At 72.0% G+C, this 14,797-nt stretch carries 11 protein-coding genes; 7 read left to right on the forward strand and 4 right to left on the reverse strand.

What is annotated here, in order from left to right; genetic code table 11:
• The first annotated feature begins 295 nt into the window (after positions 1-295).
• Positions 296-1,969 carry a hydrogenase maturation protein gene (locus AB0G28_RS28765; RefSeq protein WP_361095611.1) on the forward strand — a complete coding sequence of 558 codons (1,674 nt, stop codon included), beginning with the start codon at positions 296-298 and terminating at the stop codon, positions 1,967-1,969.
• Between the two features lie 153 nt (positions 1,970-2,122).
• Positions 2,123-2,608 (forward strand): MFS transporter, encoded by a 486-nt coding sequence (locus AB0G28_RS28770; RefSeq protein WP_361095614.1) that lies wholly within the window; start codon positions 2,123-2,125, stop codon positions 2,606-2,608.
• 377 nt (positions 2,609-2,985) lie between these two features.
• Here the strand turns inward: AB0G28_RS28770 and AB0G28_RS28775 are convergent, their stop codons facing one another.
• Complete coding sequence (locus AB0G28_RS28775; protein WP_361095617.1) at positions 2,986-5,934, reverse strand: BTAD domain-containing putative transcriptional regulator; 2,949 nt, start codon at positions 5,932-5,934, stop codon at positions 2,986-2,988.
• Between the two features lie 278 nt (positions 5,935-6,212).
• Here AB0G28_RS28775 and AB0G28_RS28780 point away from each other — a divergent pair, with 278 nt between their 5' ends.
• Positions 6,213-7,427: a hypothetical protein gene (locus AB0G28_RS28780; RefSeq protein WP_361095620.1), complete on the forward strand. Its 1,215-nt coding sequence runs from the start codon at positions 6,213-6,215 to the stop codon at positions 7,425-7,427.
• A 209-nt stretch (positions 7,428-7,636) separates the two neighbouring features.
• On the opposite strand, the gene AB0G28_RS28785 is transcribed toward AB0G28_RS28780, so the two are convergent.
• The gene (locus tag AB0G28_RS28785; protein ID WP_361095623.1) at positions 7,637-9,685 is read right to left on the reverse strand and encodes a tetratricopeptide repeat protein; all 2,049 of its coding nucleotides are present in this window, start codon (positions 9,683-9,685) and stop codon (positions 7,637-7,639) included.
• A gap of 120 nt (positions 9,686-9,805) precedes the next feature.
• Positions 9,806-10,168, reverse strand: a complete 363-nt coding sequence (locus AB0G28_RS28790; RefSeq protein WP_361095626.1) for a helix-turn-helix domain-containing protein — start codon at positions 10,166-10,168, stop codon at positions 9,806-9,808.
• A 448-nt stretch (positions 10,169-10,616) separates the two neighbouring features.
• Between AB0G28_RS28790 and AB0G28_RS28795 the strand changes: the two genes are divergently transcribed.
• The gene (locus AB0G28_RS28795; RefSeq protein ID WP_361095629.1) at positions 10,617-11,189 is read left to right on the forward strand and encodes a DM13 domain-containing protein; all 573 of its coding nucleotides are present in this window, start codon (positions 10,617-10,619) and stop codon (positions 11,187-11,189) included.
• Here AB0G28_RS28795 and AB0G28_RS28800 read toward each other — a convergent pair.
• Complete coding sequence (locus tag AB0G28_RS28800) at positions 11,186-11,794, reverse strand: TetR/AcrR family transcriptional regulator (RefSeq protein WP_361095632.1); 609 nt, start codon at positions 11,792-11,794, stop codon at positions 11,186-11,188. The two genes, AB0G28_RS28795 and AB0G28_RS28800, sit on opposite strands and share 4 nt — an antisense overlap.
• Before the next feature lie 94 nt (positions 11,795-11,888).
• On the opposite strand from AB0G28_RS28800, the gene AB0G28_RS28805 reads away from it, so the two are divergent.
• Genes AB0G28_RS28805 through AB0G28_RS28815 form a run of 3 tightly spaced genes read left to right on the forward strand, consistent with a single transcriptional unit; the run spans position 11,889 to position 14,787 of the window.
• Positions 11,889-13,061, forward strand: coding sequence for an acyl-CoA dehydrogenase (locus AB0G28_RS28805; protein ID WP_361095634.1), 1,173 nt, complete (start codon positions 11,889-11,891; stop codon positions 13,059-13,061).
• Entirely contained in the window at positions 13,058-14,047 is a 990-nt protein-coding gene (locus tag AB0G28_RS28810) for a phosphotransferase family protein (RefSeq protein WP_361095638.1), read from the forward strand. Before AB0G28_RS28805 ends, AB0G28_RS28810 begins: the two co-directional genes overlap by 4 nt.
• Positions 14,048-14,055: 8 nt before the next feature.
• Positions 14,056-14,787 (forward strand): glucose 1-dehydrogenase, encoded by a 732-nt coding sequence (locus AB0G28_RS28815; protein WP_361095641.1) that lies wholly within the window; start codon positions 14,056-14,058, stop codon positions 14,785-14,787.
• Positions 14,788-14,797: the final 10 nt, after the last annotated feature.

Raw genomic sequence — 14,797 nt, forward strand, 5'->3', positions numbered from 1 at the left:
CCGCTCCCCCACCCCGCCCGGCGGGGCTTTCCCTTAGCGTCCACCGGCTTGCGCGCCTTTGGCCGGGCTGGGGCGGTCCCATCGCCGAGCACGAGCCACGAAGAAATATCTCCAAACAATCGTCATAATTGTTTGTTCCGGACGAATAATTCACTCAGAGAAATGGATCAACCAGCCGAAGAGCCCGGTTGGCCGAATGCACTTACACCTTTGGCAGCGTCGCATCCGTCGCCGCTTCGGGTACCGTCGACCGGTCGTATCGTCGACCATTGTCGAATAGCCGGACGGAGGCCCGGTGAAAATTCTGCTGTTGTGCTCGGCGTTCAACGGACTCAGCCAGCGCGCCTGGCTCCACTTGCGCGCCCGCGGCCACCGCGTCGCGATCCGGATCGTGCGCGATCCCCAGGAAATCGCCGCCGCGGCGGTGGCCACCGATCCCGAACTGATCATCTGCCCGTTCCTGCGGCGCCGGGTGCCGGAGGTGGTCTGGCGCCGCTACCGCACGATCGTCATCCACCCCGGCCCGGAAGGGGACCGCGGCCCGTCCGCGCTCGACTGGGCCATCATGGACGCCGAGCCCACCTGGGGGGTGACCGCCCTGCAGGCCACCGGTGACCTCGACGGCGGGCCGATCTGGGGCACGCGGACGTTCCGGATGCCGGCCGATCCGCCGCGCAAGAGCACGCTCTACAACACCGAGGTCACCGACGCCGCGATGAGCCTGATCGGCGAGGTCGTGCGCAAAGCCGGGGACCCCGGGTTCACCCCACGGCGTCAGGACCCCCGGGCCGGCGTGGTCCGCCCCTTGGTCCGGCAGGCCGACCGGGCCTTTTCGTGGGGTGACCCGGCCGACCACATCCTGCGCCGGATCCGCGCCGCGGACGGCCGTCCCGGCGTGCACACCGAGCTGGCCGGGGTGCCGGTCGCGGTGTTCGACGCCCACTACGGGGACGCTTCGCCGGGCGAACCCGGCACCATCGCGGGACGCCGTCAGGACGCGGTCCTGGTCCGCACCGGCGACGGCGCGCTGTGGATCGGGCAGGCGCGGCGGCTGGCGCCCGACGCGACGGTCAAGCTCCCCGCCGCGCTCGCTCTCGGCGGCAGCCTTCCCCGCACGCCGCGGTCCACGATCCCGTCGTCCCTGCGGGAAATCAGCTACCGGCGGGTGGGCAAGGTGGGGTTGGTGCGGTTCGCGTTCTACAACGGCGCGATGTCCACCGCCCAGTGCCGCCGGCTCACCGCTGCCGTGCGCCACGCCGCCGCGCAGGACACCGCCGTCCTGGTCCTGGCGGGCGGCGAGGTGTTCTCCAACGGCCTGCACCTGGGTGTCATCGACGCCCATCCGCATCCGGCGGCGGAAGCGTGGCGGAACATCACCGCGATCGACGACCTCTGCCGGGAAATCATCGCCTGCACGAGCCAGCTGGTGGTGTCCGCGCTCACCGGCGACGCGGGCGCGGGCGGGGTGATGCTGGCCCTCGGCGCGGACAAGGTGATCGCCCGCGACGGCGTCCTGCTCAACCCGCACTACCGGAAGATGGGCCTGTACGGCTCGGAGTACTGGACCTATGTGCTGCCCCAGCGGGTCGGCGACGAAGAGGCGGACCGGTTGACCACGCGCTGCGAGCCGGTCACCGCCGCCGAAGCGGCCGAGATCGGGCTCGTCGACCACCTCGCCGGGAACGACCGCGCGGAATTCGTCTCGGCGGTCCTGGACTACGCCACCGAACTGGCCGCCGGCGGGCAGGCTCTGCTCGACCGCAAACGCACCACCCGGGAAGCCGACGAACAACGCAGGCCCCTGGACACCTACCGGGTCCGGGAGCTCGCCGAGATGAGCCACGACATCTTCGACGACCGCCGCGGCTTCGCCCAAGCCAGGCACGCCTTCCTCACCGGGCAGCCCACCGGCCCGGGCGAACCGCAGTCACCTCGGCTGCCGGATCCACGGCTGGCCCCCGTCAGCTGACCACCGGCGGGGTTCGAAGAGCCGCTTCCGGCCCGCGGCCCGAGCGGGCCGGAAGCGGACGTGTCACTTGCCCTGGCAAACCGTGAAGCCGGCGGGGATGGACGCCGTCAGCGGCTGCGACGACACGCGCTTCCGAAGCTCTACGGTGACCGCATGTACGTGACGCCGTCGCCACCGCATGTCACTCGCCCGGGTGCCTGGTGGCAGGTGTTCGGGCCCGGGGCCGCCGCACTGATCGGATTGTTCATGCTGACCGTGATCTACCGGTTCGACGGCCTGCCGGAGATCCAGCACGCGCTCCACCTGTCCGACCAGGGCCTACTCCTGATCGGGCTGGTCGCCTACCTGGTCGGGACGGCGCTGACGGTGCCCGCCGGCCTCCTGCTCGGCGCCCGCTTCCCCACGGCGGTGACGATCCCCGCGCTCGGCTTCCTGTTCTTCGGCGTCCTGTTGGCCGCCTTCGCCAACGCGGGCGGGCTCCTCATGGCCGGTCGCGCCTTCGCCAGCCTCGGCACCGGCGCCGCCGCCGCGACGGTCGCGCTGATCCTGAAGCTCCGCGAACGACGCGGCGTCGTCCTCGGCGTGACCGCCGCACTCGCCGTGCTCGCCTGCCGCTGGGGCCGGTCATCGGCCGGCTGATTTCCGAAGCGACCGGGTTCCGGACGGTCCGGCTGGCCGCGGGCAAGCGGTAGCCGCGAGGTGCCCGGCGTCGCCGGGCACCTCGACCGCACTAACACCAAAACCAAAGAAAATAAAACACCTATTTCCTTCCGCGTCGCACACGTCTAGAAAATAATTCGAATCGGGATGCAATGGGGGATCCCGTGTTGACGCGGAGGCTAGAGGAGGCATCCCCTCCGGCGCAACCCCGCTCGACGACCTCTACTTACGAACAGTCGTGTCGGTAAGGCCACCCGCGGGATCAAGCCTCTCGATCGTGGTCAACACCTGCATGTTTGACCTTCGGGACACCTAGTGAGAGTGCGCCAACGGTCGGTAATTCACCCTTTAGAGCGCTATGAAGAGTGACGGCCGGGCGGGGCCGGCAGGGCGACCGTGTCCTCGTCACCGACCCGGGCGTCCGGAATGTCGGGGACGGCCGCCAGCTCGGCCAGCTGCCGCTCGACCCGATCGGCGCGGCGGTGGCGTTCCCGGTCGCGGTACAGCCCCGCGGCACGGCTCCAGGCCGTCCGTGCCGGTTCCACTTCGCCCCGGCGCACCAGGACGTTTCCGAGAGCGGTGAGCGCCCGGGCTTCTCCGGTGGCGGTGTGCGACCGCTCGGCGAAGACCACCGCTTCCCGCGCGAACCGCAGCGCCTCGCCGAGCCGGCCTTCGGCGAGGGCCAGGTTGGCCCTCGCGGTGTGCAGCCGCATGACCGCCGTCAGGTCGCGGACCCGTTCGAGGAGGGGAATCGCCGCACGGCAGTGCGCGTGTGCCGCACCGAACTCGGCGAGGTCGGTGTGGACGCCGACGAGTTCGATGTGCGTCTCCACGAGCCCCGGCGCATCACCGAGCTTGCGCCGCAAGAGCAGAGCCTGCTGCAGGTGCTCGAGCGCGCGGAACGGCTGGTCGAGCTCGGCCAGGGTCTTGGCCAGGTTGTGCGCGGCCTTGGCCTGGCGCTCCTCGTCCCCGATCTCGCGGGCGGTGACGGCGCATTCCTCGTACAACGCCGCCGCCTGAGCGAGCCGGCCCGCGTGCCGGTGCCGGTGTCCCATGTTGAGCTTGGCGGAGAGCACGGCGACCGGGACGTCGTGCGCCGTGGCGAGTTCGAGGGCCTGCCGTAGGTGCGTCTCCGCGATCGCGTCGTGCCCGGTGAGCAGGTGGAGGTAGCCGAGGTCGTTGAGGCAGGCCATCCGGGCCAGGTCGTCGCCCGAAGCGGCGGCAGACCGGACGGCGACGGTCAGGGTCGCGATCACGTCGTCGAAGAATCCGAAGCGGTTCAGGATGGGTCCGGTGACGTGCGGAAACCGCCAGGCGAGCTCATCGAGGCCGTGAGCGGCCGCGTAGCCCGCCATCGCCGTGAGGTTCGCGCGTTCGCGCAGGCACCAGCGCATCGCGGCGAGCGGATCGGTGAACCGGTCGGGCCGGCACCCCGGTTCGACGGGCGGCATCTTCGGCGCGCCCTCGCGCGGGTGGACGATCCGGTGCGCGTTGTGGGCGGTGTGCAGGTAGTAGGAGACCATCCGCCGGCGCGGCCCGTCGACCGGTGTGCCCGGCGTGTTCAGCGCGCGGGCGAAGTGGTGGAACAGGTCGTGGATGCGGTAGCGGTCGCCGTCGCCCGGTTGCTGGACGAGGTGGGCCGCGACGAGCAGGTCCAGGGCCCGCCGGCCCTCCGTCACCGGGACACCGGCCGCCGAGGCCAGCACCTCGACGCCGGCTTCGGGCCCGGGATGCAGGCCGAACACCCGGAAAGCCTGCTGCGCGGCCGGTTCGAGGCACTGGTAGGACCACGAGAACGCCAGGTACAGGTTCATCTCTTCGCCGTCGCCGTCGTCCCCGATCGTCAGCAGCGTGGCCGGGTCGCGAACCTGCTCGACGATGGTCTGCAACCGGCTGCCCGCCCGGCTGGCGGCCCGTTCGGCGACGATCGTCAGGGCCAGGGGCAACCCGTTGCACAACGAGGCGAGCCGGGCGGTCGCGTCCGGTTCCCGCGCCGACCGCTCGCCCAGCCGGCGGCGGAGCAGCTCGGCCGACACCTCGTCGGAGAGCGGGGCGAGGGTGAGCGTCGGGCATTGCTGCCGCCGGGCGAGGGCCTTCAGCCGTCGCCGCGCGGTGACGATCACCGCGCAGTCGGACAGGACACCGAGCAGCGGCTCGACGTGCGTGGTGTCCTCGGCGTTGTCCAGGACGACCAGCATCGGCCGATCGCTCAGGAGACTGCGCAGCCGGGCGGCGCGTCCGGCCGCGCCGACGATCTGGTCGACCGGGTAGTTCAGCGCGGACAGCAGGGCACCGACCACGTCGGCGGGCTCCACGCGCGGCGCCGGGCCGACCCCGTGCAGGTCGATCAGCATGACGCCGCCGGGGAAGCGCGAAGCCGCCTTCGTCGCCCAATGCACGACCGTGCTGGTTTTCCCGACTCCCGGGGGTCCCGTGACCACCAAGACGGTCGGCACGAAGGCCTCGCCCGCCGGGGTCAACGCGGAGTCGAGGTCCGCGAGGACGTCCGCGCGGCCGGTGAAACCCGCCACGTCACGCGGGAGTTCACGCAACGGCGCGGGTGGGGCGCCGGACCGGTTCACGGGCACCGGATCCGTTCCCGCGGCCAGCGGTTCGGGCGCACGCAGGTGGTCCTGCAGGGCACGGAGGTCTTCGGCGGCCTGGTCGTCCCCGGTCCGGCGGAAGTACCGGTACATGTCGAGGTAGTACTCGTTGCGAGCCGCGTACCGGCCGACCGCGGTGAGCGCCTGCAACCGCAGCATGGCGAACCAGAGCTCGGTGGCGCACTCCTGGCTCAGCTCGTCCAGCAGGAGCAGTGCCTCGTCCGGGCGCCCGACCGCGAGCAGTTCCGAAAGCAGGAACGTATTGGCGGGAATCCAATGATTCGCGGTCACCGAGGTCCGCCAATTCCGCGCCGGTTCGGACGTGATACCGGCCAATGGTTCGTCACGCCACAACGCCAGCGCGGCCCGGGCCACCTCGCACGCTTTCCGATGCTCGTCCTGGTCACTCAGTTCATGGGCGCGCCGCATTGCCGAGCGGAAAGCGTGGAAATCGATCAGCTCGGGGTCGATCTCGAGCTGGTATCCCCCGCTGATCGCGACGATCTTCGCGGGCGCGCCGGCTTGGTCGAGCGCCTGGCGGATCCGGCCGACGCACTTGTAGAGCGCGCCCCGCGGCTCCCGCGGCCGGACTTCGTCCTCGTTCCAGGCCCAGTCGACCAAGGCGCCGATCGACATCCGCCGGCCCGGCTGGGTCAGCAGCGCGGCGACGACGTTGCGTTCGCGCCGGTGCGTCCACCTCACGCTCAGATTCCCGTGCATTCGCATCGTAGTCTGCCCGAGAATTCCGAACGTGATCTCCATTCTGCGTCCCCTCCCCGCAGAGGTGGCACGACGGCCGCTTCCCTGACGAGTTTTGCACCCGAGGACCGGGAACGCCATGACAACCGGATAACAACGGGCACCGAAAACGGTCCGTCGAGTGGTTGTCAGTTTTTTGTCCGAAGTGCGCGCGGGCCTTGTCGAACCGCCGCCGCACGCTGTGCTTCATGGTCGCGACGAATACGGGAGGGTGCGCGAACATGGACAGGTGGATTCGTGGGCCGATCGGGCTGGACGCCGACCGCCGGGTCACCAGACCCGGCTGCCGGAACGCGGTGGTGGTCGTGCCCACCATGACCGCGGGCACTCGCTTGCTCGACGTCCTGCCGCTGCTGGAGGCGGATCACCGGGTGCAGACGGTGTTCACCGTGCCGCACACCGGGGACGGCTGGCACGGCGTCGAGGAGTTCGTCCGGGCACAGCACGGGCTGGTGCTGCCCTGGCACCAGGCCGTGCAGCACCGCTTCGACCTGGTGCTGGCCGCCAGCCACCGGCACCTCGACGAGCTGCACGGCCCGATCCTGCTCCTCGCCCACGGAGCGGGGACGGCGAAATCCCGCCGCTACAGCCGGAAGGCCGGCGCCGCCACGAACCCGGCGAGCGGGCTGGACCGTGAGCTGCTCACCTACCGCGGGCGGATCCTGCCCGCCGTGCTCGGGCTGGCGACCGACGCGGAACTCGCCGCGCTGCGGCGGTCGTGCCCGGAGGCGCTGCCGCGGGCGCTGGTGGTCGGGGACATCTGCCTGGACGACATGCTCGAGAGCGTCGCGCTGCGCGAAACCTACCGGCACGAGCTGGGCGTCAGGCCCGGGCGCCGTCTGGTCACCGTCAGCTCGACGTGGTCGGCCGACTCGGTGTTCGGCCGGCTCCCCCGGCTCTGCCGTGCGTTGCGGGACGCGCTGCCGTCCAGCCGCTACGCCGTCGCGGCCGTCCTGCACCCCAACGTGTGGACCGTGCACGGCCGTCGCCAGGTCACCGCGTGGTTCGCGGACTGCCTCCGCGACGGCCTGCTGCTCATCCCGCCCGACCAGGGCTGGCAGGCGACCATGGTGGCGTCCGACTGGGTGATCGGCGACTACGGCTCGACCACCGCCTACGCGGCGGCGCTCGGCCGCCCGGTCACCGTCGCCGCCGACGGCGGCTCGGCGATCCGTTCCGGCAGCATCGCGGACCTGGTGCGCCGCAACGCTCCCGGGCTGCGGTACGACATGGCGTTGCCCCTGCAGGAGGAAATCGCTTCGAGGGCGAGCGCCCGGCTGGCCCGGGTCGTCCGGGCGGCGATCACGTCCCGGCCCGGGCAGGCCGCGGCCATCCTCCGGCGCGCCATGTACGAGCTCCTCGCGTTGCCCGAGCCGGACGGCGCGGCAGGCACCCGGTTCCTGCCGTCACCGGACCCGCTCGGGGACGTCGCGTGACCGGCCGGAGCGTGCTCGCGGTCGTGGTCCGGCGCGAGCGCCGGGTGCCGGGCGTCGCACACCTGCACCTGACCCGGCCGGGCTGGGCCGCCGACGTGCTGGTGGTCGCGGCGGACGCGCCCGTCGCCTGGTGGGAGGCGGGTGACGTGCTGGTGTGCCGGCCGTCCCGTGACCGGGCGGCCGCGACCCTGGCCGCACCACGGGCGTTGTCATCGGCCGCCGGAGCCGAGGCCGCGATCGCCGTGTTCCCCGGGGGCTGCGTCTGGGCGGCCCGTGGCCGCGATTTCGCCGGCACGGGGGTCGCCGAGCTTGAGGTAGAGCTCGCGGGCCTCGGCCTGGTGGCGGCGGCCGTCCTCCTGGTGGCCGGCTTCCAGCTCGGCCTGGCCGAGGGCCGACAGCACCTCGGCCGTGTAGTAGGGCGAGTCGAGATCGCGGACGACCTGTAGCGCGTCCACGAGGACCCGCCGGGCTTCGTCGTGCCGGCCCTGCCGCGATCGCAGCGTGGCGGCGGCGGTGGCGGCCCTGGCGTGCTGGACCGGATCCCCGAGCTCGGCCATGGCCTTCGCGGCCGCGGCCAGCTCGGTGATCGCCTCCTCGTCACGGCCGAGTTCGGCCAGCACCTCGCCGGACCTGCGCCGGCACAAGGCCACTCCGCGCGGGATGCCGAGGTCTTCCTGCAGCTGTGCGGCCTGCCGGTAGTACCCGAGCGCGGCGGGGAGGTCGCCCTGGCCGCGAGCCGCGCGGCCGAGCTGGGAAAGCGCGGTCGCACGGGTGGGACCGTGCGCCTGCTGCTCGCCGAGGCGCAGGGCGATCCGGTTTTCCGCGACGGCGTCGTCGAAGCGGCGCAGTTTCGCGTACGCGAAACCGAGCTGCGAACGCAGCCTCGCCTCCACCAGCGGGACGTCGCACCGCTGGGCCGCGGCCACCCCCGCGGTCTGCATCGCCAGCCAGGGTTCGTAGTCCCGGTGGTGCAGGAAGAATCCCCACGACGCTTCGCAGAACTGCCAGAGTTCTTCGTCCCAGTGCCGCCGGGCGGCCTCGGCGACCACCGCCCGGATCGAGCGGCGATCACGCCGCCACCAGGCCACCGCGGCCGCGCGGTCCGGGAACGCCTGGCGATGCGCGCCGGGCGGGGTCACGCCGAACCGGGGACGCTGCGGATGGATCAGGTCGTCGGCCGCCTGCGCCCGGGCGAGGTACCACCGGGTGAAGCCACGGACCACGGCGGCCTGGTCGGCGGGTTCGAGTTCCCACTCGGCGCGCAGGCGGGCGTCACGGCGCAGCAGGTCGTGCTGGGTGACGCGGTCGTCCGCGGCATCGGTGAGGAGGTTGACCGACACGAGCGCGTCGACGGCGTCTTCGACCTGGGCGACCGGCTCGCCGAGGACGTCGGCGAGCGCGTCGACCGAGACGTCCGGGCCGGGGTGCAGACCGCAGGTGCGGTACACCCGGGCGGCCCTGTCGGGCAGTTCGGTGTACGACGTGTCGAAGACCGCCCGCACCTCGAGCACGTCGTCGGGTGCGCCGGCCCCCGTGCCGAGGTGACGCGCATAGGTGTTCGCCTCCCGGGCCACGCTGCGCAACGGGCGGGCCCGCAGCCGCGCGCCGATGATCCCGAGCGCGAGCGGCAGGCCGCCGCAGATCTCGACGATCGCGCCGGCCGCTTCCGGTTCCGCGGCGATCCGCTCGTGTCCGGCCAGCTCGCCCAGCAGCCGCCGTGCCTCGCCGGGGGTCAGCGGGGCGAGGTCGAGCAGTTCCGCGCCGTCCATCGCGAGGCCGGTGAGCTGCCGCCGGGTCGTCACCACGACCATGGCGGAGGCGGACGCGGGCAGCAGCGCACGCACCTGGCCGGCGGAGACGGCGTCGTCGAGCAGGATGCCGACGAGCCGGTCCGCCACGGCGGCCCGGAACATGGCCGACCGCTGCCCGGCCTGCGGCGGGATCGTGTCGGCGGGGACGCCGATGGTGACGAGGAAGCCGAACAGGACCTCGCCGGTGGGCACCGGATCGCCGCCGGGCTCGGTCAGCCGGGTGTAGAGGAGACCGCCGGGGAACCGGTCGCGGTGATCGCTCAGCCAGCGCACGGCGACCGCCGTCTTCCCCACCCCGCCGATGCCGCTCAGGACGACGACGGGCGGGCGGTCCGCCCGGCGCTGCCAGGTGCGGTCCAGCAGGTCGAGTGCCGCCTCCCGGCCGACGAAGCCGTCCACCGGAGCCGGCAGCTGAACCGGCGGCGGCCGCTCGTGCGTGTCGTCCATCCGAGATCTCCCCGTAGGTCTCGAACTTTTCATTCTACCGTCGCGTGCACGCGGACTTAGCGGACAGTATCGAAAACAGCGAAATCACTATACGGAACGTTTTGTGATTCCGGGCACATTTCAGCCGTCTTCGGGCTTGGCTCGCGTCGACGGTCGTAGCTCGACGCCTTCCCGCAGCAGAATTTCCCGGACGCGCTTGTAGTACAGCCCGTACTTCTCGGCGAGAGCGAGGATGCTCGCCCCGGCGCGGTACTCCTCGACGAGGATTTCCGCGGGGACCGGGGATTCCCGCGGTCCCGGCCTGGAGCGCAGCTCGACACCGGCCTTGAGCAGCCGTCTGCGCAGCCAGGAGTAGCTGAGCCCGGTCAGGCGCGACAATTCGGCGAGCGAAGCACCGCGCGCGTAGACCTCGGCGAGCAGGTTGTCCTGTTGATCGTGGGTGAGATCGGCGAACGCCCGATACCGCGGTGTCCTTTCGTCCATGATGTCCCCGTCGCATCCTGGTGGGTGAGGCCGATTGCAACAGTCCCATGTCACATCGCCGGAACACCTGGTTTGGTTACGACGCGTTCCGGTGAATGGCCTCGAAAATCCTCCGAAATCGGCCGCGGATACGACCGATGGCAACACGAATTTCACCGGTTCGCCGGAGCCGGAGGCCTGCTTCCGGACCTCCGCGGGCTCGAGGTCGTAGTGCGGCGCCCCTCGCTCCACCGCCCCGCGATCATGATCGGCGAACGGGCCGCGGCGTTCATCAAGGCGTCCTGACCAGGACCTCCAGCCCCCGGCGGTTGACGAGCCGGCGACCCGGGTAACCCATCCGGACGGCCGAAGCAGCCTGCCGCGGCGTAAGAGATCGGTAACCGCGCACCGGACGTCGCTGGGCGATTCGTCCCGTTGACTGGAAGAGACGAAGACGGAGGAGAACCACATGAACCGCGCGCGGCGCCTGCTCACCCGGCCTTGGATACTGGCCGTCCTGGTCACGGGCCTGGTCGCCGTCGCGGCGGGGTTGTACTGGTTCCAGCCGTGGCAGCTGGTGGTGGACGAGACCGTGCAGGAAGCCCCGCCCGCCGCCGCACCCCCGTCGCCGTCCGTGCCGTCGCCGTCCGGACCGTCGTCGCCGTCCGCCGTGGCCGCGCCCGCCGAACTCGCGAGCGGCAGGCTGATCAGCCACGAGCACCACACCACCGGCACCGTCCGGATCCTGCGCGCCGCCGACGGGTCGCTCGTGCTGCGCCTGGAGGACCTCGCCACCAGCAGCGGCCCCGACGTGCACGTCTGGCTCACCGACGCCCCGGTCAAACCCGGCAAGGACGGCTGGGACGTCTTCGACGACGGCAAGCACCTCGACGCGGGCGAGCTGAAGGGCAACAAGGGCAACCAGAACTACCCGCTGCCCGCCGGCACCGACCTGACCGGCTACACCAGCGTCAGCATCTGGTGCGAACGCTTCAGCGTCTCCTTCGGCGCGGCGGAACTGGCCCGGCAGCCGCGGCCCTAGCGGCCGACGATCCGCAGGGCCAGGTCGCCGTACTGGTACGCGAGCTGGTCGACCGAGAACTCGCCGCTGTCGTGGAACCAGTTCGCCACACCCATGCCCATGTCGAGGATGGAGTACGACGCCAGCCGGGCCGAGCGGACCGTGAAGACGCCCTCCGCCACCCCCCGTTCGATCAGCTCGCGGAACCCGCGCTCGTAGGCGCTGCGCAGCCGCAGGACCCGGCCGGGCTGCTCGAGGCTGCCGATCTCGCGGTTGCCGACGAACGCCTCGAGGCGGTGCCGGGCGTGGTAGCGGACGTGGGCCTCCACCGCGCGGCGCAGGCGTTCCGTCACGTCGGTGACGCCGTCGACCGCCTCGGCGTGCATCGCCAGCAGCGTGTCCATCGTGCCCAGCATGATCTCCGCCAGCAGCACCTGCTTGCCGGACACGTGCTTGTACAGGCTGGGCCCGCGGATGCCGACCGCCGCGCCGATGTCGGCCATCGTCGTCGCCCGGTAGCCCTGCGCGGCGAACAGCCGCAGTGCCGCCAGGCGGATCGCCGCGGCGCGGTCCGCCGGCAGGCCGGCCGCGACGTCGCCGGGGCGATGGGGACGTTCCACCTTCATGCCGTCAGGCTAGCGCTGATTAGCCACATCGTCTTGACTTCGGTCCAGATCATGCGTTCTCCTGGCTAATAGTCATTAGCCAACGGAGGCGCCGATGCCGATCGAGTTCACTGTGGACGACCACGTCGCCCGGCTCGCCGAACGCGTGCGGGAGTTCGTCCGGGACGTCGTCATCCCCGAGGAGCAGGCCTGCGACGGCGTGCTGCACGACGGGCCGGAACCGCTCCGGCGGCGGCTCCAGCAGGCCGCGCGCGACGCCGGCGTCTTCGCCCCGCAGCTGAGCCTGGACCTGCGCGGCCAGGCCGTGGTGTTCGAAGCCGCCGGCTACTCCCTGCTCGGCCCGCTCGCCCTGAACATCGCGGCGCCCGACGAGGGCAACATGCACCTGCTCGCGAAGGTCGCCGGCGAAGACCAGCGGACGCGCTACCTCGCCCCGCTCGCCGCCGGCGAAGTGAGGTCCTGCTTCGCGATGACGGAACCGGCGCCGGGCGCGGGCTCGGACCCGCGGGCCCTCAGCACGACGGCGACCCGGATCGCCGGCGGCTGGCGGATCGACGGCCGGAAGTGGTTCATCAGCGGCGCCGACGGGGCCGCCTTCGCGATCTGCATGGCCCGCACCGGCGGCGACCCCGGGGACGCCGGCGGCGCGACCATGTTCCTCGTCGACGCCGGCAATCCGGGCATGAAGATCGTCCGGAACATCGCGACCCTCGACGAAGGCCTCTTCGGCGGCCACAGCGAAGTCCTCTTCGACGGCTGCGAGGTCGGCGACGACGCCGTGCTCGGCGAGGTCGACCGCGGCTTCGACTACGCCCAGGTCCGGCTCGGGCCCGCGCGGCTCACCCACTGCATGCGGTGGCTGGGCGTCGCCCGCCGGGCGCAGGACGTCGCCCTCGACCGCGCCGCGAGCCGCTCGGCGTTCGGGCGCCCGCTCGAGGAGCTCGGCATGGTGCAGCAGCTGATCGCCGACTCGGAGATCGACCTCGAAGCGGCTCGCGCGCTGCTGTGGCGGGCCTGCTGGGAGCTGGACCGGGGACGTCCCGGCGCGCAGCACACGTCGATGGCCAAGACGTTCGTGGCCGAGGCCGTGCACCGGGTGGTCGACCGTGCGGTCCAGATCTGCGGCGCGCTCGGCATCTCCGCGGACGCGCCGCTTTCCCGGCTGTACCGGGAGGTCCGGCCGTTCCGCATCTACGACGGCCCGTCGGAGACGCACCGGTGGGCGATCGCCCGGCGCGCGTCCAAGGCCCGCGCGGCGCTCCGATGACCGTGGACGTCGAGTCCTTGCGACGCTACTTCGAGCGCGAGGTCCCGGAGTTCGGCGGCGAGCTGGCGGTCGAGCTGATCCACGGCGGCCGCTCCAACCTCACTTACGCCGTGACCGACGGGACGCACCGCTGGGTCCTGCGCCGGCCGCCGCTGGGCCCCCTCACGCCGACCGCGCACGACGTCGGGCGGGAGTTCCGCGTGATGGCGGCGCTCGGCCCGACGGACGTCCCGGTCCCCCGCACGGTCGTCTCGTGCGAAGACCCGGCGGTGCTCGGGGTCCCCTTCACCGTCGTGTCGCATGTGGACGGGCCAGTGCTGCGAGACGGCGCCGCGTTGCCGGAGATCGACGTCCGCCGGTACACGACGGCGCTGGTCGACGAGCTGGTGAAGCTGCACGCCCTCGTCCCGGCGGAGATCGGCCTCGGCGCGTTCGGCCGTCCCGAGGGCTTCCTGGACCGCCAGCTCCGGCGCTGGCGCGGCCAGTGGGACCGGGTGGCCACGCGTGATTTGTCCACAGTAGACGAACTTCACGAGCGGCTCGTCAAGGCGGCGCCGGCGGAGAGCGGCGCGGCCTTGGTGCACGGCGACTACCGCTGGGACAACACGATCCTCGGGCCGGATTCGGGCATCGCGGCGATCGTCGACTGGGAGATGGCCGCGCTCGGCGATCCGCTCACCGACCTCGGGCTGCTGCTGGTGTACTGGGACCCGCGGGTGGCGCCCGTCCTCGGCGTCCGGCACGTCCCGACCGCGCACCCCGGCTTTCCCGCCGCGGCGGACCTCGCCGGGCGGTACGCCCGGCACAGCGGCCGCGACCTCACGGAACTGGCGTTCTACCAGGCACTCGGCTGGTTCAAGCTCGCCGTCATCGCCGAAGGCATCCACGCCCGCCACCGGGCCGGGCAGTCCGTCGGCACCGGCTTCGACGACGTCGGCGCGGCCGTGCCCGGCCTGATCGACGCGGGTCTCGACCTGCTCACCTAGGAGGATTCATGCGGTTGTCCGGAAAGGTCGCGCTGGTCACCGGCGCGACGGGCGGCATCGGCGAGGCGATCACGCGCCGGCTGGCCGAGGAGGGCGCGCGGGTCGTCGTCACCGACGTCGATGCTTCACGGTGTGAGGCCCTGGCTGCCGAGTTGCCCGACGCGCTCGGCCTCCCGCTCGACGTCACGTCGGAAAAGGCCTGGCAGGCGGCGGTCTCCCGGCTGGACGGGCTGACGATCCTGGTGAACAACGCGGGCATCGGCGAGCCCGCGACGGTCGAGACGGAAACCCTGGAGTCCTGGGAGAAGGTCATCGCGGTCAGCCAGCGCGGGGTCTGGCTCGGCATGAAGCACGCGGGCGCGGCGATCGAACGCGCGGGCGGCGGCTCGATCGTCAACATCGCGTCGATCTTCGGCACGGTCGGCGGGTTCGGGACGCACTTCTCCTACCACGCCGCGAAGGGCGCGGTCCGGCTGATGACCAAGAACGCGGCCCTGCACTGGGGAAAACGCGGCGTGCGCGTGAACTCGGTGCACCCCGGCTTCATCGAGACACCCCTGTCCCGGAAGCTGTGGGAAGAGGGATCGCCGCGCCACACGGCGATGGTCGACGGCACCCCGCTCGGCCGCCTGGGCCGCACCGCCGAGGTGGCGGGCGCGGTGGCGTTCCTGGCGTCGGAGGACGCGAGTTTCGTGACGGGCTCCGAGCTGTACGTCGACGGCGGCTGGACCGCCCGCTGACGTCTCCGGC

The sequence above is a fragment of the Amycolatopsis sp. NPDC021455 genome, assembly GCF_040640995.1.
GTDB lineage: Bacteria > Actinomycetota > Actinomycetes > Mycobacteriales > Pseudonocardiaceae > Amycolatopsis.

Coding starts and splice junctions, on each gene's coding strand:
- AB0G28_RS28770 (WP_361095614.1), top strand. CDS start 2,123: ATGTACGTGACGCCGTCGCCACCGCATGTCACTCGCCCGGGTGCCTGG.
- AB0G28_RS28780 (WP_361095620.1), top strand. CDS start 6,213: ATGGACAGGTGGATTCGTGGGCCGATCGGGCTGGACGCCGACCGCCGG.
- AB0G28_RS28785 (WP_361095623.1), bottom strand. CDS start 9,685: ATGGACGACACGCACGAGCGGCCGCCGCCGGTTCAGCTGCCGGCTCCG.
- AB0G28_RS28790 (WP_361095626.1), bottom strand. CDS start 10,168: ATGGACGAAAGGACACCGCGGTATCGGGCGTTCGCCGATCTCACCCAC.
- AB0G28_RS28795 (WP_361095629.1), top strand. CDS start 10,617: ATGAACCGCGCGCGGCGCCTGCTCACCCGGCCTTGGATACTGGCCGTC.
- AB0G28_RS28800 (WP_361095632.1), bottom strand. CDS start 11,794: ATGAAGGTGGAACGTCCCCATCGCCCCGGCGACGTCGCGGCCGGCCTG.
- AB0G28_RS28805 (WP_361095634.1), top strand. CDS start 11,889: ATGCCGATCGAGTTCACTGTGGACGACCACGTCGCCCGGCTCGCCGAA.
- AB0G28_RS28810 (WP_361095638.1), top strand. CDS start 13,058: ATGACCGTGGACGTCGAGTCCTTGCGACGCTACTTCGAGCGCGAGGTC.
- AB0G28_RS28815 (WP_361095641.1), top strand. CDS start 14,056: ATGCGGTTGTCCGGAAAGGTCGCGCTGGTCACCGGCGCGACGGGCGGC.